This window comes from Janthinobacterium sp. BJB446 (genome assembly GCF_002735655.1).
Lineage (GTDB): Bacteria > Pseudomonadota > Gammaproteobacteria > Burkholderiales > Burkholderiaceae_D > Janthinobacterium > Janthinobacterium lividum.
Genome location: NZ_PDZK01000001.1, coordinates 3,237,505 through 3,256,895 on the forward strand (window position 1 = coordinate 3,237,505; position 19,391 = coordinate 3,256,895).

Genomic DNA, 19,391 nt, shown 5'->3' on the forward strand with positions numbered 1-19,391 from the left:
CTGCGTGCCGACCCTCACCACCTTGCGTAAAGCAGTCCTCATCAGCCTGTACGGCAGCGCCGCCCTGGCCGCCTTCAGTCCCGCCGCCATGGCCCAGAGCACGGAAGCGGCCGCCACGGACGGTCCCGTGCAAACGGTCAGCGTGGTCGGTTCGCGCCGGGTCGCCAGTTCCGCTACCGATACCATGGTGCCGGTCGATATCATTCCCATTTCCAAGGTGGCCGAGCAAGGCGGCCAGTTTGATCTGGCGCAATCGCTGCAATACATCTCGCCCTCGTTCAACTCCACGCGCCAGACGGGCGCCGACGGGGCCGACCTGATCGATTCGGCCGCCCTGCGCGGCCTCGGCTCGGACCAGACCCTCGTGCTGGTGAACGGCAAGCGGCGCCACACGACGGCCCTCGTCAACCTGTTCGGTGCGCGCAACCGCGGCAACACGGGTACGGACATGAATGCGATTCCTTTGCTGGCGATCAAAAACGTGCAAGTGCTGCGCGACGGCGCCGCCGCCCAGTACGGTTCGGACGCCATTGCCGGCGTGATCGACATCGAACTCAAGAAAAGCCTGGGCTGCGAAGCCGTGGCGGGCTACAGCCAGTATTCCGAAGGCGACGGCAAAAATTACATGACCTCGGCCTACTGCGGCATCGCGCTGGGCGACAAGGGCACCCTGGCCATCACGGGCGAATACCTGGACCGGGGCCGCTCGAACCGCGCCGATTCCGACAGCATGCGCATCATCGGCGACACCAAGTCCAAGAACAAAACCCTGTATATCAATGGCGACTACGCCACCAGCGGCGCGGGCAAGCTGTACTTCACTGCCGGCGCGCAGACGCGCGACGCGTCCAGCGCCGCGTTCGGCCGGGGCGGCATCGGCAGCGACGACATCCCTGCGCGCAATTCGGCCGCCATGTACCCGGACGGGTTCGTGCCTTTCATCAATGGCAAGATCGACGACCAGTACGCCACCATCGGCCACCGCAGCCAGATCGGCGAATGGCATGCTGACTTTTCGCAGACCTATGGCTACAACAAGATGCGCTACGACATCAGCAACACGCTGAACGCATCGATCGCCAACCTCGACCTGATGAACGGCGGCAAGGGCGTCAGCCCCAGCAGCTTTGATGCGGGCGGCTTCTCGTTCCAGCAACTGACCAGCAATGCCGATTTCAGCCGCTATTACGATACGGTGATGCGCGGCATGAACGTGGCCTTCGGCGCCGAATACCGCAGCGAGGAATACAAGATCATGGCCGGCGAACCGGGCTCCTACATCGATGCCGACGGCGTGGGCACGGGCGGCAATGGACGCAGCCAGGGCTTTCCCGGCTTCCAGCCCAGCGACGTGACGAAAGCCAAACGCCACAGTATCGCCGCGTATGGCGACGTGGAACTGGACTGGACGGAACGCCTGAAAACCCAGGCGGCTTTGCGCTATGAAAAATTCAGCGACTTCGGTTCCACCGTGACGGGCAAGCTGGCCGCCAGTTACAAAGTGGCACCGGATGTGCTGCTGCGCGGCTCGGCCAGCACGGGTTTCCGCGCGCCATCGCTGCAGCAAGTGTATTTCTCGTCCACCTTTACCGACTTCGTCAGCGGCGTGGCCACCGACGTGGTGCTGGCGCCGAATGGCGGCGCCGTCGCCAACGCGGCCGGCATTCCCAAGTTGAAAGAGGAAAAATCCACCAGCTTTACGCTGGGCACCACCTGGACGCCGACGCAAGCCATTTCCGTGACGGCCGACTTGTACAACATCAAGATCAAGGACCGCATCGTGCTGTCGGGCCGCTTCAATGCCGACAACTACCCGGACCTGGCCGCGCGCCTGGCCCTCCTGGGCGTGACGGAAGCGCAATTTTTTGTCAACTCCGTCGACACGCGCACGCGCGGACTCGACTTGACGGCCTCGCACAAGGGCGAGCTGGCCGGCAACCGTCTGAACACCTTCCTGGCCTTGAATTTGAGCAAAACGGAAGTGACGAAAGTCAAGACGCCCGCCTCGCTGACGGGCTTCGAGGATGTCCTGCTGTCCGAACGCGAACGCCTGTTCATCGAACAGGGCGGCCCGCGCGCGAAAGCCACCCTGGGCTTCGACTACATCACGGGCAAGCTGGAATCGGACTTGCGCATCATCTACTTTGGCCCGCAAACCCTGGGCACCTTCAGCGGCACGGCCGAAGGCGTACCGAACGCCCGCTACAAGGCCAAGACGTCCGCCGACCTGAGCTTTACCTACAGCATCAGCAAGAACACCAAGCTGACCTTTGGCGGCAACAACATCTTCAACGTCAAGCCCACCACGCAGAACGCGGACGAAACGGATAACGGCTTCAAATACGACAGCGTGCAGTTCGGCCTGAACGGCGCTTCGTACTTCGGCCGGCTGTGGGTGAAGTTCTGATCACCGTGTCCGCATAAAAACAGCGGCTGCGCCAGCTTGGGCAGCCGCTGTTTTTTTATATCGGCATCAATGCATGGTCAGATGGCAGGAGCTTGATTGGATAATTGCATCAGCTCATCCTTGCATCAAGTTAGGCAAAGCGAAAGTGACGGAGTGGTAACGGGCAGGAGATTCAGATGCTGTCAACCGTCCAGTAGTGGCTGCTGACAGCCCCCATGGAGGATAGCCAATTATCAATCCGAAAAACTCCTGCATTATCACGGAAGCACCGGTGACCGCCGATGGACGATCGCCCGCATGCACGGAGAAGGCATCAGCCCCATGTTTTTCGCACACGTTCGCTTTTCCGGCCCCCGGCGGCTCCCCGCCAGCCCGGCCGCCGCGAACAATCTTTGCCCTGCGGCGGAAAGCACGGATAATAGCGGCTAACTCATAAGCACAGTATTGGATTACCTCATGGAAATTAAAGTCAACTTTCTCGACAAGCTGCGTCTCGAAGCCAAGTTCGACGATTTTACGGTCATCGCCGACCAGCCCATCCGCTACAAGGGCGATGGCTCGGCGCCAGGCCCGTTCGATTACTTTTTGGCATCATCGGCACTCTGCGCGGCCTACTTCGTGAAGTTGTATTGCGATACGCGCAATATTTCCACGGAAAATATCCGTTTGTCGCAAAACAATATTGTCGATCCAGAAAACCGTTACCAGCAGATTTTCAAGATCCAGGTTGAGTTGCCCGCCGACATCTCGGCCAAGGACCGCCAGGGCATCCTGCGCTCGATCGACCGTTGCACGGTAAAAAAAGTGGTGCAAACGGGTCCCGAATTCGTGATTGAAGAGGTAGAGAACCTGGACGCCGACGCCCAGGCCTTGCTGGCCCTGAATCCCGCCCCAGGCGCGAATACCTATATCGTCGGCAAGGATTTGCCGCTGGAACAGACCATCGCCAATATGTCGGGCCTGCTGGCGGGCCTGGGCATCAAGATTGAAATCGCCTCGTGGCGCAACATCATTCCGAATGTATGGTCGCTGCATATCCGCGATGCGCATTCGCCCATGTGTTTCACCAATGGCAAGGGCGCGACCAAGGAAAGCGCGCTGGCGTCGGCCCTGGGCGAGTATATCGAGCGCCTCAGCAACAACCATTTCTACGCGGGATCGTTCTGGGGTAACGACATCGCCAACGCGGAGTTTGTCCATTACCCGAACGAGCGCTGGTTCAAGCCGGGCCGCAAGGATGCGCTGCCGAAGGAGATTCTCGATGCCTACTGCCGCGACATCTATGATGCCGATGGCGAGCTGCGCGGCTCGCACCTGATCGACACCAACTCCGGCAATGCCGAGCGCGGCATCTGCTCGCTGCCGTATGTGCGGCAGTCCGATGGCGAGGTCGTGTATTTCCCGTCCAACCTGATCGAAAACCTGTACGTCAGCAATGGCATGAGCGCCGGCAATACCCTCGTCGAAGCACAGGTGCAATGTCTGTCGGAAATTTTTGAGCGGGCCGTCAAGCGCGAAATCCTCGAAGGCGAAATCGCCCTGCCCGACGTGCCGCAGGAAGTGCTGGCGAAATACCCGGGCATCCTGGCCGGCATCGTCGGCCTGGAAGAACAGGGTTTCCCCGTGCTGGTCAAAGATGCGTCGCTGGGCGGCGTGTACCCGGTGATGTGCGTCACCCTGATGAACCCGCGCACGGGCGGCGTGTTTGCCTCGTTCGGCGCGCACCCGAGCCTGGAAGTGGCGCTCGAGCGCAGCCTGACGGAATTGCTGCAGGGCCGCAGTTTTGAAGGCTTGAACGACTTGCCGCAACCGACGTTTGCCAGCGAAGCCGTCACCGAGCCGAATAACTTCGTCGAACACTTCATCGATTCCAGCGGCATCGTCTCGTGGCGCTTCTTCAGCGCCAAGGCCGATTACGATTTTGTCGAGTGGGATTTTTCCGGCCACGGCGAGAACTCGAATGCAGAGGAAGCGGCGACCCTGTTCGGCATCCTCGCCGGGATGGGCAAGGAAGTGTACACGGCCGAGTATGACCAGCTGGGCGCCAAGGCCTGCCGTATCCTCGTGCCCGGTTATTCCGAGGTATATCCGGTCGAGGATTTGATCTGGGACAACACCAACAAGGCGCTGCTGTTCCGCGCCGACATCCTGAACCTGCATGGCCTGGACGATGCCAGCCTGGAAGACTTGCTTGACCACCTGGAAAACAGCGAGCTCGACGAGTACGGCGACATCGCCACCCTCATCGGCATCGAGTTCGACGAAAACACGGTGTGGGGCCAGCTGACGACCCTGGAATTGAAGCTGCTGATTCATCTGGCCCTGCAGCAGTTCGAGGAAGCGAAGGAGCTGGTGGAAACCTTCTTGCAGTACAACGACAACACGCTCGAGCGCAAACTGTTCTATCAAGCCTTGAACGTGGTGCTGGAAGTGGAACTGGATGACGAACTGGAGCTGGACGATTACGTCGTCAATTTCCGCCGCATGTTTGGCGACACCCGCATGGATGCGGTGCTGGGCTCGGTGGACGGCAGCGTGCGCTTCTTCGGCCTGACCCCGACCAGCATGCAACTGGAAGGCCTCGACCGGCACCAGCGCCTGATCGACAGCTTCAAGAAATTGCACGCGGCGCGCGCCAAGGCGGCGGCCCGCTAGGACGACAAGCGGGGGCCGGCGCGGCAGTCGCGCCTTCGCGCCCCGGCGCAGGAATCAACCCTGCGCGACCGCATAGAAAAGAGACCATGGCCACACTGGAATTCTGGTTCGATTTCGGCAGCAACTACAGCTACCTGAGCGCCATGCGCATCGACGCGCTGGCGCGTGAAAAGAAGGTGCATGTGATCTGGAAACCCTTCCTGCTGGGCGTCGTCTTCAAGGCGCTGGGCTGGGAGACATCGCCCTTCATTTTGCAAAAACTCAAGGGCGACTACACGTGGCGCGACATGGCGCGCCAGTGCGAAAAGTACGCATTGCCATGGCAGCAACCGAGTTCCTTCCCCCGCACAGCCCTGCTGCCCATGCGCGTGGCGCTGATCGGCGCGGACCAGGGCTGGATTGCGCCCTTTGCGCGCCGCATGATGACGATGAATTTTGCCGAAGACCGCGACATCGACCACATCGAAGCCGTCAGCGAGGCCCTGGAGGGGCTGGGCCTCGACGCACGCGCCGTTCTGGCGCTGGCTGTGACACCGGACAACAAGCTGCGGCTGCGCCGCCAGACCGAGCAGGCACAAGCGCTGAACCTGTTCGGCGCCCCCAGCTTCGTCAGCGCTGGGGAATTATTCTGGGGCAATGATCGGCTCGAGGATGCACTGCTGCATGCGGTAGCCAGCCGCCGTTAAACCCCACTCCCCGCCAGCGCCGCGATTTCCTTCTGCATGTTTTCAATGGCCCGCTCGTTGTACTGGTCGGCAAAATACGCATCGCCAAACAGCTGGCCCGCCTGCGCCTTGCCGCACAGGTGCTGCAGGGCCAGGCCCCGCTGCTCGTTGAAGCGCACTGGGTCCACGTGCGCGTATTCGCGGACGATGGCTTGCGTGTAGGCTTGATACACCTCTTCATCTTGCCCGAGGATGGCCAGGTCGGCGCTGAGCATGGCGTCCTTCAGCGGATGGCTGATGCCGGGGCCCTGGAAATGGTCGGTAACGCGTATCAATTGCGCCACATCGAGGTTGTCGCCCGCATCGAGGCCGCTCGCCAGCCACAGCTGGGCGCTCGCCTCTTCGCTCGAATACAGGGCATCGTCGTCGTGGCTGTAAACGGCGTCGTGGAACCAGAACGCCTTCTTGACCAGCGCGCTGTCGCGCTTGGGCGCAAAGGTATTGTCGGCCCACACGCGGATCTCGGACAGGCCGTGCACCAGGTGGTCGAGGTTGTGATAGTGGCGGTCCGCGCCGCCATACGCCTGCGGCCCCGTCAGGTACGCGAACCAGTGGTCCGCCAGCGCGATGTCCGCTTGCGAGGCTGTCGCGTAATTCCACAGCGCTTCCCACTCCTTGCGCAGGCAATCGAGGATCCACGCCTGGTACGCCGGGCCGGGGACGAATTTCTTCATGGTCCAGTTCCAGCCGACGGGGCCTTCCAGCGCCTTGACGAAGCTGGAACTGACGGAACCGAGGTCGCGCGGCGGCATGACGAAAATCGTCTTGGCGCCCTGCAGCACGTCCACATTGGTTTGCTGGATCAGATTTTCATAGTCGAAATCGGCCGTCGTGCGGATGCCGCGGATCAGGTAGTCGCAGCCATGCTTTTTCGCCGCGCGCGCCGTGTAGTCGCCCTTGACGATGACGACCTGCACATTGTCCCAGCCGCACTCGCGCGCGCTCTGCTCGATGATGCGCTTGCGGTCTTCGGCGGGAAATTGCGGCTTCTTGGCGGGGTTTTGCGACAGGAACACGATCACCTCGTCGGCGAGCGAGCGCGCTTCGCCGATCACCCACATGTGGCCGTTGGTGATAGGGTCGAGGGTTCCTGAAAAGCCGATCTTCTGCATGCTGCGCTCCATTTGCTTGAATGCTTATTGCGCAGACAATATATGCCAGCGGCGCGCGCGTCAATGCAACATGCCAAAGATCATGATCAAAACGTTATTTTTTCACGGCTTGCGGGAATTCCACGCGCACGCACAGGCCGCCCAGGCGCTCGGACTTGTCCAGCACCAGGCGCGCGCCGTGGCGCTCGGCGATGGCCTTGATGATGGCCAGCCCCAGGCCGCTGCCGTTGGCATCCGTGCCGGGCACGCGGTAGAAGCGGCTGAAGACGCGCTCGCGCTCTTCGGGCGGGATGCCCGGGCCGCTGTCTTCCACCGACAAGGTCACGCCGACGGGGCTGGCGCGCAGGTCGATGTCGACCGTGCCGCCCTGCGGCGTGTACTTGATGGCGTTGTCGACCAGATTGCGCAGCATGATGTTGAGGGCATCGGCCTGCCCCGCCACCTTGGCCGGGTCCATGTGATGCAGGCCCAGGTCGATCTTTCGCGCCTGCGCGATGCCGGCCATGTCGCCCAGCGCGCGCTTGACGACATCGTTCAAGTCCACCGCCTGCAGCTGGTCGCCGCTGGCGGCGCTCGCCTCCTGACGCGCCAGCACCAGCAGCTGCTCGACCAGGCGCGTGGCCCGCTCGATGCCGGCGCTCACGCGGGAAATGGCCAGACTGCGCTTTTCTTCCGATTCGGCCCGCTCCAGGCTCAATACCTGCAGCTTCAGGGCCGCCAGCGGCGTGCGCAATTCATGCGCGGCGTCGGCGACGAAATGCTGCTGCGCGTCGAACGCCGTCTTCACGCGACCGAACAGCAAATTCAGTTCATGCACCAGGGGCCGTACTTCGTCGGGCAAGCCCGCTTCCGAGACGGGCGACAGATCGTCCGCCTGGCGCGCCGCCACCTGCTTGCGCACGCGCGAAACGGGTGCCAGCGAGCCGCTGACGACCCACCAGACGACCAGCATCAGAATCGGCGCCATCAGCGCGATCGGGCCCACCGTGCGCAAGGCCAGGCTGCCGGCCATGCGCTTGCGCACGGCCATGTCCTGGGCGATCTGCACGGTCTGGGAACTGGTTTGCACGGAGAAGATGCGATAGGTCGTGCCGTTGGCTTTCACGTTGGAAAAGCCCAGCACGGCGCGCTGCGGCAGTTCCGCGCGCGTGATCGAGCGGAACACCTGCACGCCGTCCGGCGTCCATACCTGCACCACCATGTCGTTGTTGACGGGGTCGGCCGGCAAGGCTTGCGCATGGTTGGCCAGCGGCGCGCCGGAGCGCAGCGACAGGGCCATCTGCTGCATGTGATAGTCAAAAATCTGGTCGGCGTCGTACAGGGCGCTGCGGTAGGCGATCGACGCCTGCGCCAGGGCCGCCATGATGATGGCCGCCAGCAAAAACCACAGCAGGCGGCCGCGCAGCGAGTGCGTCACCGTGACCTTCATCCTCATGCCTTGGGCACCATGTAACCGAGGCCGCGCACGTTCTGGATCAAGTCGCTGCCCAGCTTCTTGCGCAAGCCGTGGATATACACTTCCACGGCATTGCTGTTGACTTCATCCTTCCAGCTGTACAGCTTTTCTTCCAGTTGCGCGCGCGACAGCACGATGCCGGGACGCGCGATCAGCGCTTCCAGCACGGCCCATTCGCGCGCCGACAGGTTGACGGGATGGCCCTCGGCGATCACTTCGCGCGTCAGCGGATTGATACTCACGCCCTGGTGCTCGAAGATCGGTTCCGGCCGCCCCGAGGCGCGCCGCAGCAGGGCGCGTATGCGCGCCAGCAATTCGTCGAGGTCATACGGCTTGAGCACGTAATCGTCGGCGCCCGCGTCGAGGCCGGCGATGCGCTGCTCGATGGCGTCGCGCGCCGTGGCGACCAGCACCGGCGTGTCGAGCTTGCGCAAACGCATCGAGCGCAGCACGTCGAGGCCATCCTTGCGGGGCAGGCCCAGGTCCAGCAGCACCAGGTCATAGGTCTGCGTCTGCAGGGCCGTATCGGCCATGTCGCCATCCTTGACCCAGTCCACCGCGTAATGCTCGGCGCGCAGCAGATCGAGCACCACCTCGCCGATCATCGTATCGTCTTCTACCAGCAATAAGCGCATGGCTTGCCTCTCTCTAGTTACTCTTGTTTTCAGCCCAAACGCACGGGAATGAAGATCTTATCGGGGCCGCGCTGTATCAGCAAGGCCACCGACTTGGCGGATTTTTCCACCACGTCGCGCACCTGCTCGACCGTGTTGACGGGACGGCCATTCACCGACAATAGCACGTCGCCCGGCTGCACTCCGGCATTCGCGGCGGCGCCGCCCGCGTCTTCCACCAGCAGGCCGGCACTGATGCCCGCCTCGCGTTTTTCATCCGATTGTAACGGACGCAGGGCCAGGCCCAGCTTTACCTTGCCGGCGGCGCTGTCGCTCTTCGCCACTTCGGCCACCTTGTCGGCCGCATTGCCCAAGGTCGCCGTCAGGCTGACGATCTTGCCGTCACGCCAGACATCCATGCTGATCTTGTCGCCTGGCAAAGAGGTGCCCACCAGCGCCGGCAGGTCGGCCGAACCGATGATGCGCTGTCCATTCACCTTGCGCACCACGTCGCCCGATTTCAGGCCCGCCTTGTCGGCCGGGCTGCCCCGCTCCACGTTGGCGACCAGCGCGCCTTCCGGCGTGGCCAGCTTGAACGAGTCGGCAAAGCCCTGGTTGACTTCCTGCACCGTCACGCCCAGCTTGGCATGGCTGGCCTTGCCCGTTGCAACGATCTGGTCCTTGATGCGGCTAGCCAGGTCGATGGGGATGGCGAACGACAGGCCCTGGAAACCGCCCGTCTGGCTGTAGATCTGCGAATTGATGCCGACCACTTCGCCGCGCGTATTGAACAGCGGGCCGCCCGAGTTGCCTGGATTCACTGCCACGTCCGTCTGGATGAACGGCACATTGCTGTCGTCCGGCAAGGAACGGCCCTTGGCGCTGACGACGCCAGCCGTCACCGTGCTGTCGAAGCCGTATGGCGAACCGATGGCCAGCACCCACTCGCCCACCTTCAGGTCGCTGGAATGGCCGAGCGGCACGATGGGCAGGTTATTGGCGTCGATCTTCAGCACGGCGATATCGGTCTTCGGATCCGTACCGAGCACCTTGGCGCGGAATTCGCGGCGGTCGTTCAGCTTGACGGTCACTTCGCGCGCATCGCGCACCACGTGGGCATTCGTCATGATGATGCCGTCCGGACTGACGATGAAGCCGGAACCGAGGCCATGCGTGGGCACGTCGCGGCCACCGCGCTGCCCGCCTTGCGGACCCTGGAAACGGCGGAAGAACTCGAAGAAGGGGTCGTTGCCGAAATCGTCGTTGCCGGCCTGGGCCGACGGGTCATACGCCACCTTGGTGCTGCCCGTGACGCTGATATTGACGACGGCCGGGCTGTTGCGCGCGGCGATCTGGCTAAAGTCGGGCAAGGCCACCAGCGGCGCGGCGGCGGTGGCGGGCGCGACTGCCGCTGCCACGGGGGCGGCCGCAGCCGCTGCGGCATTCGCGCCAGCATTGTTCTGATGCACCACCATGGCGCCACCGGCGCCCAGCACACCGATCGCGGCCAGCGCGGCTACGGTGCGTTTGATTTTCAGGGATGCGGTATTCGTTTGCTGTTCCATGAATTGCTCCTCATTCAATGAGATTTTGATGTATGCAATATTGGGCCACGAGTCTTAGGCGGTGCTTAACATTTTTCTATTTGGAAACAGGCATTTGCGCCTTTAAGCAGGGTTTAATCTTGCGTGCCGCGCGCACCGCGCATGGCGGGCGATGAAGGGTCCGAACGGGCTCCGGACGTGACACTGGCCGGATCAACCGGCCAGTATTTTACTGCATGAAAGGAACCTGCCCGGGCGCCCGGAGGGCGCCACGATCAGATCAGGCCGCCTGACGCTGTTCCAGCGCGCTGACGGTGGCGCCGCTGCCGGAGCCGATCTCGATCTTGCGCGGTTTCAGCGCTTCTGGCACTTCGCGCACCAGGTCGATGGTCAGCATGCCGTTTTCAAACGTGGCGCCCGTGACCTTCACGTGGTTGGCCAGCTGGAAACGCTGTTCGAAATCGCGGGCAGCGATACCGCGATGCAAGAAGGTGCGCTCAACGCCATCTTTCTGCTTGCGGCCCGTGACGTGCAGGGAATCGCGTTCGGTGATGATGTCGATCTCTTCACGCGAGAAGCCGGCCAATGCCATCACGATGCGGTATTTATCTTCCGACACCAGTTCGATGTTGTACGGCGGATAGCTCGGTTGCGCATCGGCGCGCTGTTCGTTGAGCAGCTGTGCCAGGCGGTCAAAGCCAATGGCGGAACGGTACAGGGGAGCAAGGTCAAAAGTACGCATGATAAATATCCTTTTCAAATGAAGCGATAAGAGGGGCGGACCTCACCATGAGCATCCGCTTGTTACCGATATACGGCCTCTCCAGCCCCTTTCAAGGCCTTGAAATTGGCGAAAAACGCCCCAGACGCCGCCAAATTTGTAAGAAATTTTTACATGCCCAGCCCAAGAGGATTTTGCATGGCGTCCCCCATGCGGCACCGGCTTTTGGTGTATGCTGGCGGCATGAACAATGACACCGACATCCAGCTCAGCGGCCCCTTCAAGGCCACCGACGGCTCCGGCCGTGCCCACGACATCAAGGCCATCCGCATCTTCGACGAAGGCTACGGCATCATCGACGTCTACGTCGATTTCGCCGCCCCGCTCGAAGCGGGCGCCTATAAGGACAAGACCCTGGTCGGCCACATCCTGGCGCGCCTTCGCAGCCTCGGCTACGTAGGCCCCGATTTCGGCCACGGCGACCTTGGCTTGCAAGACAAGAAACTGATCGTTCTGGAAGCGCCCGAGGAATTTTCAGCCTTTGCCGTAAGCAAGGGCTGGAAGGATCTATCCGCCGAATTTGACGAAGACTGAGAACACCTGACCAAATCTACTGCGCGTCGCGCTTTGCGGCCGGCGATGCTCACCGTGCTTTAGCACGGCTGCGCTTCTCGGCCACAAATCACTGCCGCTCGCTACGATTTTGTCAGGTGTTGTAAAGTACCAATAGTATCCGCGCCGCGCCAGCTTCTGCTGCCGCGGCGTTTTTCATGGGCGACCGCTTGCTTACTTAGCTGATATAGCGCGCGCTCCAGGCAGCGATGACGTTGGCAACGTAGGCCGCGTCATCGCGCCCCGTCAGCAAGTGGTCGGCATCGTCGAGCGAAACGAAGCTTTTCGGGTGCTTGGCGGCCGTGAAGATATCCATCGCGTTAGACAGGCTCACCGTCGTGTCGTTCGGCGCGTGCATCACCAGCAAGGCGCGGCGCAGGCCTGTGATGTGGGTCTTGAGGCTGTGGCTGCCCGCGTCGTCGACGAATTGCTGGCGGATGCGGAAGGGCCGCCCTTCCAGCTGCACCAGCGCTTCGCCTTCGGCGGCGATTTGCTCCAGGTGCTCGCTGAACATGCGCGTCACGTAGGCGGGCGTGCTGGGCGCGGCCAGGGTGGCGATGGCGGTCGCTTCCGGTACCTGCGCGGCAGCGGCCAGCACGGCCGCGCCGCCCAGGCTATGGCCGATCAGCAATTGCGGCGCGGCATGTTTTGCCCGCAGAAAATCCGCGGCGGCGACCAGGTCGTCGACGTTCGACGAGAAATTGGTGGCGGCAAACTCGCCCTCGCTGGCGCCCAGTCCCGTGAAGTCGAAGCGCAGCACGGCGATGCCGTGTTCCGTGAGACCTTGCGCGATGCGCCGCGCGGCCAGCACATCCTTGCCGCAGGTAAAACAGTGGGCGAACAGCGCATACGCGCGGATGGCGCCGTCGGGCGCATCGAGGCGCGCCGCCAGCACATGGCCGTGCGCGCCGGGAAAATCTTGCCGGGTGGATTTCATTGTCTCAGATCAAAGCTGCCGCGCAGGGCGGCCGATGGCGCATTGTAGCGCCGCCCGGCCACTTCCTGCTTTAATCCCGCTTGGGAATATTGACTCCTTTGGCAACGGCTGGCCTGGCCAGAAACGCGTCCAGCGCGCGCTGCACATGCGGGAAATTGCCAAAGCCGACGAGGTCGCCCGCCCCATAGAAACCCACCAGGCAGCGCACCCACGGGAAGATGGCGATGTCGGCAATCGTGTACTGGCTACCCATGATCCAGTCGCGGCCCTGCAGGCGCTGCTCGAGCACGCCCAGCAGGCGCTTGGCCTCGCCGATATAGCGTTCCAGCGGACGCTTGTCCTCGTAATCCTTGCCGGCGAATTTATGGAAGAAGCCCACCTGGCCAAACATGGGGCCGATACCGCCCATCTGGAACATCAGCCACTGTATCGTTTCATAGCGCAGGCCTGCGTCCTGGGGGATGAACTTGCCCGTCTTTTCGGCCAGGTACAGCAGGATGGCGCCCGACTCGAACAGGGCCAGCGGCTTGCCATCGGGACCGTCCGGGTCAAGGATAGCGGGAATCTTGTTGTTCGGATTGAGGGACAGGAAGGCGGGCGACAGCTGGTCATTCTGCTCGAAGCTGACCAGGTGCGGCTCGTACGCCAGGCCCAGCTCTTCCAGCAGGATCGAGACCTTGATGCCGTTCGGCGTCGGCAGCGAGTACAGTTGCAGGCGCTCGGGATGCCGGGCAGGCCATTTTTGGGTGATGGGGAAGTCGGAAAGCTGTGTCATGGATATCCTTCATTTCAATTAAAGATGCGGCGCCGGGAAGCCAGTATAGCCAAGCATGGCAGTTTCAGCAGGACAACGCATTCAGCCAAACAAGCCATGCAAAAACCAGCGCGGCGCGGCATCTTCTCCGCTGCCGGCGATGCGTTCACGATAGACCCAGTAGTGGGCATGGTCGAGGCCTTCGGCGATGAAGTAATCGCGCGCCTGCGACTGGCCCCACCAGCCCGCTTCGATGCGCTCGGCGACAGAGACCATTTTCAGGGGCGAGCCATAGAATGGCCGGTGCTCGCGCATCAGGAGGGCGATGGGCTGGGCCAGCAGCCAGCCGGGACGGGGCATGCCGGGCAAGCCGGGCGGCAAGTCCGGCACCGCGTTTCTGCCGCCGGCCTTGGCAGGCAGCGGCAGCCACTGGTTGGCCGCCTCGGGACGGTAATCGGCGCGCGGCGCGGCCTGCAAGACATTCTCCGTGCCCAGGCGCGCCACCAGCAATTCCATCAAGCGCTGGCGCTCTTGCGGCGTGCCGCCCGGCTCTGGAAACAGGGTGTCGCTGGGCGGCGCCATCGGCTGCACCTGCAGCGCTTCCAGGGTGAGGCCGATCACGGGTGCGTCCAGCGCCAGCTGCGCCAGGCGTTCCTTGAGCAGGCGCACCAGGTGCTCGTCGCGCCAGACGGCCTCGCCCAGCGCCAGGTCGATGACGGTGGGCGCACGCGCCACCCGGCCCCGCTCGTGCGCCAGCAACAATTGAATGCGCTCGACGGCAAATTGCCGCGCGCACAGCCAGCCCGTCATTTGCTGCAGCAGCCGGCGCGCGCCGAACAGCAGCGCGTCGGCGTGCTCCACGCGGTCGAACAATTCCAGGCTGGCGCGGAACGTGGGTGGCGCTTCGAGCCACAGGTACAGTTCCGTGCCGTGGCCATGCGCATCGTCGAGCATGTCGAGCAAGGCCCCGCCGCAGCGGCGCTGCAAGCCGGGCCGGGGCAAGTGGCGCAGCTGCCCCAGGGTGCGGCAGCCGATGCCGTCCAGCCATTCCAGGTAGGGGCGCGCCGGCGGCAGCAAGGCGCACGGCAGGCGGTCGAGGCGGCGCACCAGGCTGGCCATGCTCAATGTCCGGCCCCGGTGCGTAGCGGCGCGCGCCAGCAGCCAGGCGCCGCGCGCCGTGGGCGCGCAGGATAGCTGGGCCGTGTAGCCGAGCGCGCGCAAGCTGGCCGCGATTTGCCGGCACAGGGCGCGCACGCCGCCGAACAGGCGCAGGCTGGCGCCCGCATCGACGAGCAGGGTCGCTTCCTCGCCCTGCGCCACCAGCGGCGAATATTGCAGCAGCGCCAGCGCCACCGCTTGCAAGGCTTGCGCTTCCAGTTCGGGAGAGCGTTCGTGCAGGCGCGCCTGTGGTGCCAGCATCAGCGCGCCGGCGCGGCGCATGCCCGGCCGGATGCCGGCTGCCCGCGCCAGCGACGACACGGCCATCACTTGCTCCTGCTCCAGCACCACGCCGAGGCTGTCAACCGACCAGCGCGGGCAAAACACTTCGAGCGGGAGCCGGGGCAGGCACAGGCCGATCCAGAGTCGCATGGCGTAGCAGTAATGAAGGAGGTTGCAGGGGCAGGAACAGGGGCGCGTCGCGCTGCGGTCCCCGGCGCTTGATGAAGCCGATCTCGATGCCGCCGGCGGCCGGACGCACGGACAGGCGCAGCGGCGCCGGCGACGCATCCTGCGCGCCGTGCAGCGGGCGCAGCATGCAGAACAGGGTGTTTCCGGACTGCGCGGCCAGGTGCAGCCGGCGCAGGCTGTCGGCGCGCACATGCGGCTGCCAGAACAGCAAGGCGCCGCAACTACCGCTGCGCAAGATATTTTCCGCCGCCCACAAGGCATCCTTGCTGCTGGCGCTCTTTAACCACAGCAATTGCGACGGCGCCAGCCCCTGCGCGGCCAAGGCCAGCGCCTGCGGCGGATGGGGTGGTTGCAGCAGCACGATGGGCAAGCCCGGCAGCTGCGCCAGCGCGGGCGCCAGCAGCCGCAATTCGCCGCTGCCCGGCTGCTGCACCAGCAGATCGATGAGGCTGCCGCTGGGCCAGCCGCCGCCGGGCAACTGCGCGGACAGGGCGGCAAAGCCCGTATCCAGGCAGCGCGTGGCGCCCTGCCCCAGCTGCGATGCGCGCCACAGGGACGGGTGCAAGGCTTCCGGCGAGGCCATCAATTCGGAATGTTGCATAATTGAATATGAAGATAAATACTGTATGCATATACAGTACTATCCAGTCCCGCTTTTGGCAAGACTTATCTGCGCCGCAGCTCCCCGGGGCCGTCCCGCCACGTCCGAAAAACACCGTTTTTCACATCGATTGCTGTACCATAAGCACTCTCCTTACCGCTCGGCAATGCATCGGGCGGCTTCCTCCGTCCAAAGGAAACGCATTTGACCACCATCCAAATCATCAGCGCCATCGTCTTCGGGCTTGCGCTCATCCACACCTTCGCCGCCAAGTCGTTTGAAACCTTGTCGCGCCGCCACCCCCGCCATGCGGGCCTGCTGCATTTGCTGGGCGAAGTGGAAGTCGTGTTCGGCTTCTGGGCCTTCATCCTGATCATCATCATGGCCTTTGTCTCGGGCGGCGATGCGGCCATCGAGTATGCCGAGTCGCGCCATTACACGGAGCCGCTGTTCGTCTTTGTCGTCATGGTCGTGGCTGCCTCGCGCCCCGTGCTCGACGCCGTGCAGCGCCTGTTGAAAGGCGTGGCGCGCGTGATGCCGCTGCGCACGGAACTGGCCCTCGTCTGGCTGGGCCTGGCGCTTGTGCCCCTGACGGGTTCGTTGATCACGGAACCGGCCGCCATGACCCTGGCTGCGTTGATGCTGGCACCGCAAATCTTCCGCCCGGGCATTCCTGAATGGCTGAAATACGGCGCGCTGGGCGTGCTCTTCGTCAACGTTTCCATCGGCGGCACGCTCACCTCGTACGCGGCGCCGCCCGTGCTGATGGTGGCCACCACGTGGAACTGGGATAGCGCCTACATGGCCAGCCATTTCGGCTGGAAGGCCGCCATCGCCGTCCTCGTCAACGCGACGGGCGTGAGCATTTTGCTGCGCAAATACCTGCACAGCAACACCTCCGACATCAAGCCGAAGGCCGGTGAAGTGGAAGCGCCGAAAGTGCCGCTGGCCGTCAGCCTGGTGCACATGATCGTGCTGGCCGGCGTCGTCGCCCTGGCGCACCATCCCGTGCTATTCATCGGCCTGTTCCTGTTCTTCCTCGGCTTCGTGCAGGCGTATGAGCGCTATCAAAGCCCGCTGATCCTGAAAGAGGGTTTATTGGTCGGCTTCTTCCTGGGCGGCCTGGTGGTACTGGGCGGCATGCAGCAATGGTGGCTGCAGCCCATCGTTTCGAGCCTGAAGCCGCTGGCCCTGTTCTTCGGCGCGCTGGGCTTGACGGCCATTACCGACAATGCGGCCCTCACCTACCTCGGTTCGCTGATCGTCGGCATGACGGACGAAGCGAAATACATGCTGATGGCCGGCGCCGTGGCCGGCGGCGGCCTGACCGTCATCGCCAATGCGCCGAACCCGGCCGGCGTAGCCCTGCTGCGCCGCGGCTTCAAGGATGAATCGATCGGCGCCGTCGGTTTGCTGGCCGGCGCCCTGCTGCCGACGGCCGTGGCGGGCCTGGCCTTCCTGGCCCTGTAAGCCTCATCACGGGGCGGCTGCCGGCCGCCCCTGCTGCCTTCAATTTCCCTCTTCAGTTTCCCTCATACACGAGGAAATGCAGCCGGTCATAGAACAGGCTGTAGGCATAGTCGAACGTGCCCACGCTGCGAAAACCCTTGTGCAGATACACTTGCAGCGCTTCGCTTTTTTCCCATACCGTCAAGGTGATGCGCGCACAGCCCTTGCGGCTGGCCAGGTCGCGGATTTCATGGAACATTTGCCGGAACAGGCCCTGCCCCCGGTATTTTTCGTCGATGGCCAGGCTGCTGACGAAACAGTCGTCGGTGCGCGCATGCGCGAGCACGAATGTGTCATACGCATCGTCGAGCGCCTTCATGTCGTCCCGGTAATACGAGACGGCGCCGCAGGCCTGGAACTCTGCCATCGTGGCGGCCGTGAAGAAGCCGATGAAACGCCCGTCTTCGTCGTGCAGGCCGTGGATGTGCTGCAGATACGGGTCGATATTCTGCCGCCGCTGCAATTCGACGAACTGCAGATTGAGTTTATTGCCGAACGAGCAGTATTCGAGATAGCTGGTGGCAAACAGCAGTTTCGCCATGCGGTTCCTCGTCTCATCGCCCAGCAGTTCACCCGGCACCAGCTTGAGCGGCGCATGCGACAGCAGGCCCGCCTGCGTCTCGTCGCCGGACGGGACGGCATCGCTGGCGGCCGGCATGCGGCTGCCGTGGCGGCCCACGGTCGGGCGCCAGAAATCGCCAGCGGCAATATGCCGCGAACGGTGGGCCAGCAGGTAGCGGCAAAAGACGCCATTCACGCGATCGAGCTGCGGGTCGTCCGACAGCACCGAGTAATAGTGAAAATGCTCGATGTCCGCCCGCAGCTGGGCCGCATACGCCATGCGCGGCACTTCCTCGATATCGAACACATCGACGATGTCGGGCAGGCTCAAAGGATCGTCAAGCTGCCAGCCGATTTCGTCGAGCCTGGCGACGCAGCGCGCATACGCGCGCCGTTCCTCGTCACTGAGGGGAATGTGCACGTCGGTAATGATATCGTCCAGCAAGCGCATGCCCCGGATGCCACCCGCCACCGCTTCCCGCGCACCGTCATACAGCACGCAATAGCGCTGGTAGAACTCGGCATGGCTGAGCAGGGTCACGCCCAGGTTTTTCTTCCATTCGGCATAGAACTGGCCAAACAGCTGCGCCTCGAATTGCGGGCAGGAACGGGGAATCCGCGCATCGATACCCGCATAGGCGATGTTCACATTGCGCTGGATCACACGCAGCGCGGCATCGTTCTTCTTGGCGATCAGCATGCCCGTTTCATCGAGAAACAGATTCATCCAGCTGACATGCTGGCGCTCTTCGCTGTCGCCATCCTTGCGCTGGAAATAATCGGGCACTTCCGGCTTCATCAGGAAAATCGTCGCCGGATTGTGCGGGATCGTATCGACATCCATATACATGCCGCCGTATTCGCACATGATAAGGATGCGGAAATAATCGGACAAGGTGGCGAAGTAGCGCTGCATATGCAGGGTATCGAGTACGCCGAAGCGGGCCGGCGCGAAATCCAGCGCCAGCGCGCGCAGCGAATTGATATGCAGGGTCGTGCCGCCGATGGCGTAGCGGCCTATCGTGTAGCGCCCGGCGCCGCCCGTGGGGCTGAAACGCTCGTCATTGCGCAGCTGCTGCGCATCCCACACCCACAGGATGGAGACGTACGGCGCGCCGCCGTTGTGCCGCACCGCTTCCAGCGCCGCACCCCACTGCTGGATCGCTTCGGCTGCGATGGCCGGCAACGGTCCGCCCATCCAGATGCGGTGCAGGTAGCGCTCGTCGTCGCCGAGCGCGCGCGTGGGAATGCAGCTCAGCGACGAGCAGCTTGCTGCATTGAAATGGTTGAAGTTCAGGGCGACGAAGCTGCGCAGGGCCGCGATGCCCACCTCGTGCTCCACGGCCAGCTGTTCCAGGTCGCTGCCGGCCGGCCGGACATCGGCCAGGGTGATGTAATCGAGTTTCAGCCGGTTGATGCGGAACTCGTATTCCAGGTTGAAAATCTTTGCTTGATCGTGTTTCGAGGCCAGGTCATCTATTTTCATGGGCGCACCATTTTCCGCAGGAGAGTGTCAATAAACTTCGCAGGAGGTAAAACAAGGTCGACAACATG

Annotated in this window: 15 protein-coding genes; 5 read left to right on the forward strand and 10 right to left on the reverse strand. The window is 63.1% G+C overall.

Features of this window, described 5'->3' with window-relative positions; all coding sequences use genetic code 11:
- Nucleotides 1-4 precede the first annotated feature (4 nt).
- From CSQ92_RS14280 to CSQ92_RS14290, 3 genes are all read left to right on the forward strand, one after another.
- A complete protein-coding gene (locus CSQ92_RS14280) occupies nucleotides 5-2,407 on the forward strand; it encodes a TonB-dependent receptor plug domain-containing protein (protein WP_099394412.1) in 2,403 nt (800 codons plus the stop codon).
- Nucleotides 2,408-2,863: 456 nt separating this feature from the next.
- Nucleotides 2,864-5,062, forward strand: a complete 2,199-nt coding sequence (locus tag CSQ92_RS14285; RefSeq protein ID WP_099394413.1) for an OsmC domain/YcaO domain-containing protein — start codon at nucleotides 2,864-2,866, stop codon at nucleotides 5,060-5,062.
- An 86-nt stretch (nucleotides 5,063-5,148) separates the two neighbouring features.
- The gene (locus CSQ92_RS14290; protein WP_099394414.1) at nucleotides 5,149-5,748 is read left to right on the forward strand and encodes a 2-hydroxychromene-2-carboxylate isomerase; all 600 of its coding nucleotides are present in this window, start codon (nucleotides 5,149-5,151) and stop codon (nucleotides 5,746-5,748) included.
- Here the strand turns inward: CSQ92_RS14290 and coaD are convergent.
- From coaD to CSQ92_RS14315, 5 genes are all read right to left on the reverse strand, one after another.
- Complete coding sequence (gene coaD, locus CSQ92_RS14295) at nucleotides 5,745-6,899, reverse strand: pantetheine-phosphate adenylyltransferase (protein WP_099394717.1); 1,155 nt, start codon at nucleotides 6,897-6,899, stop codon at nucleotides 5,745-5,747. The genes CSQ92_RS14290 and coaD overlap by 4 nt on opposite strands.
- Nucleotides 6,900-6,993: 94 nt before the next feature.
- Nucleotides 6,994-8,328, reverse strand: coding sequence for an ATP-binding protein (locus CSQ92_RS14300; protein WP_099379071.1), 1,335 nt, complete (start codon nucleotides 8,326-8,328; stop codon nucleotides 6,994-6,996).
- Between the two features lie 2 nt (nucleotides 8,329-8,330).
- Nucleotides 8,331-8,990 (reverse strand): response regulator, encoded by a 660-nt coding sequence (locus CSQ92_RS14305; RefSeq protein ID WP_034783312.1) that lies wholly within the window; start codon nucleotides 8,988-8,990, stop codon nucleotides 8,331-8,333.
- Between the two features lie 29 nt (nucleotides 8,991-9,019).
- On the reverse strand, nucleotides 9,020-10,534 hold the full coding sequence (locus CSQ92_RS14310; RefSeq protein ID WP_099394718.1) for a Do family serine endopeptidase: 1,515 nt from the start codon (nucleotides 10,532-10,534) through the stop codon (nucleotides 9,020-9,022).
- A gap of 259 nt (nucleotides 10,535-10,793) precedes the next feature.
- Nucleotides 10,794-11,255 carry an Hsp20 family protein gene (locus CSQ92_RS14315; protein ID WP_092606594.1) on the reverse strand — a complete coding sequence of 154 codons (462 nt, stop codon included), beginning with the start codon at nucleotides 11,253-11,255 and terminating at the stop codon, nucleotides 10,794-10,796.
- Nucleotides 11,256-11,477: 222 nt separating this feature from the next.
- Between CSQ92_RS14315 and CSQ92_RS14320 the strand changes: the two genes are divergently transcribed.
- Nucleotides 11,478-11,828 carry a hypothetical protein gene (locus tag CSQ92_RS14320; RefSeq protein ID WP_034783462.1) on the forward strand — a complete coding sequence of 117 codons (351 nt, stop codon included), beginning with the start codon at nucleotides 11,478-11,480 and terminating at the stop codon, nucleotides 11,826-11,828.
- A 196-nt stretch (nucleotides 11,829-12,024) separates the two neighbouring features.
- Here CSQ92_RS14320 and CSQ92_RS14325 read toward each other — a convergent pair whose 3' ends face one another.
- The 4 genes from CSQ92_RS14325 to imuA form a co-directional block, all read right to left on the reverse strand.
- Nucleotides 12,025-12,783 carry an alpha/beta hydrolase family protein gene (locus tag CSQ92_RS14325; RefSeq protein WP_099394415.1) on the reverse strand — a complete coding sequence of 253 codons (759 nt, stop codon included), beginning with the start codon at nucleotides 12,781-12,783 and terminating at the stop codon, nucleotides 12,025-12,027.
- 70 nt (nucleotides 12,784-12,853) lie between these two features.
- Complete coding sequence (locus CSQ92_RS14330; RefSeq protein WP_070260403.1) at nucleotides 12,854-13,558, reverse strand: glutathione S-transferase N-terminal domain-containing protein; 705 nt, start codon at nucleotides 13,556-13,558, stop codon at nucleotides 12,854-12,856.
- Nucleotides 13,559-13,639: 81 nt separating this feature from the next.
- Nucleotides 13,640-15,127, reverse strand: coding sequence for a Y-family DNA polymerase (locus tag CSQ92_RS14335; protein WP_099394416.1), 1,488 nt, complete (start codon nucleotides 15,125-15,127; stop codon nucleotides 13,640-13,642).
- The gene (gene imuA / locus CSQ92_RS14340) at nucleotides 15,057-15,767 is read right to left on the reverse strand and encodes a translesion DNA synthesis-associated protein ImuA (protein WP_070281243.1); all 711 of its coding nucleotides are present in this window, start codon (nucleotides 15,765-15,767) and stop codon (nucleotides 15,057-15,059) included. The genes CSQ92_RS14335 and imuA overlap by 71 nt, the downstream gene beginning before the upstream one ends.
- Before the next feature lie 204 nt (nucleotides 15,768-15,971).
- Between imuA and CSQ92_RS14345 the strand changes: the two genes are divergently transcribed.
- On the forward strand, nucleotides 15,972-17,237 hold the full coding sequence (locus CSQ92_RS14345) for a putative Na+/H+ antiporter (protein WP_070260408.1): 1,266 nt from the start codon (nucleotides 15,972-15,974) through the stop codon (nucleotides 17,235-17,237).
- A 52-nt stretch (nucleotides 17,238-17,289) separates the two neighbouring features.
- On the opposite strand, the gene CSQ92_RS14350 is transcribed toward CSQ92_RS14345, so the two are convergent.
- Nucleotides 17,290-19,323 carry a GNAT family N-acetyltransferase gene (locus CSQ92_RS14350; RefSeq protein ID WP_099394417.1) on the reverse strand — a complete coding sequence of 678 codons (2,034 nt, stop codon included), beginning with the start codon at nucleotides 19,321-19,323 and terminating at the stop codon, nucleotides 17,290-17,292.
- Between the last annotated feature and the right edge of the window lie 68 nt (nucleotides 19,324-19,391).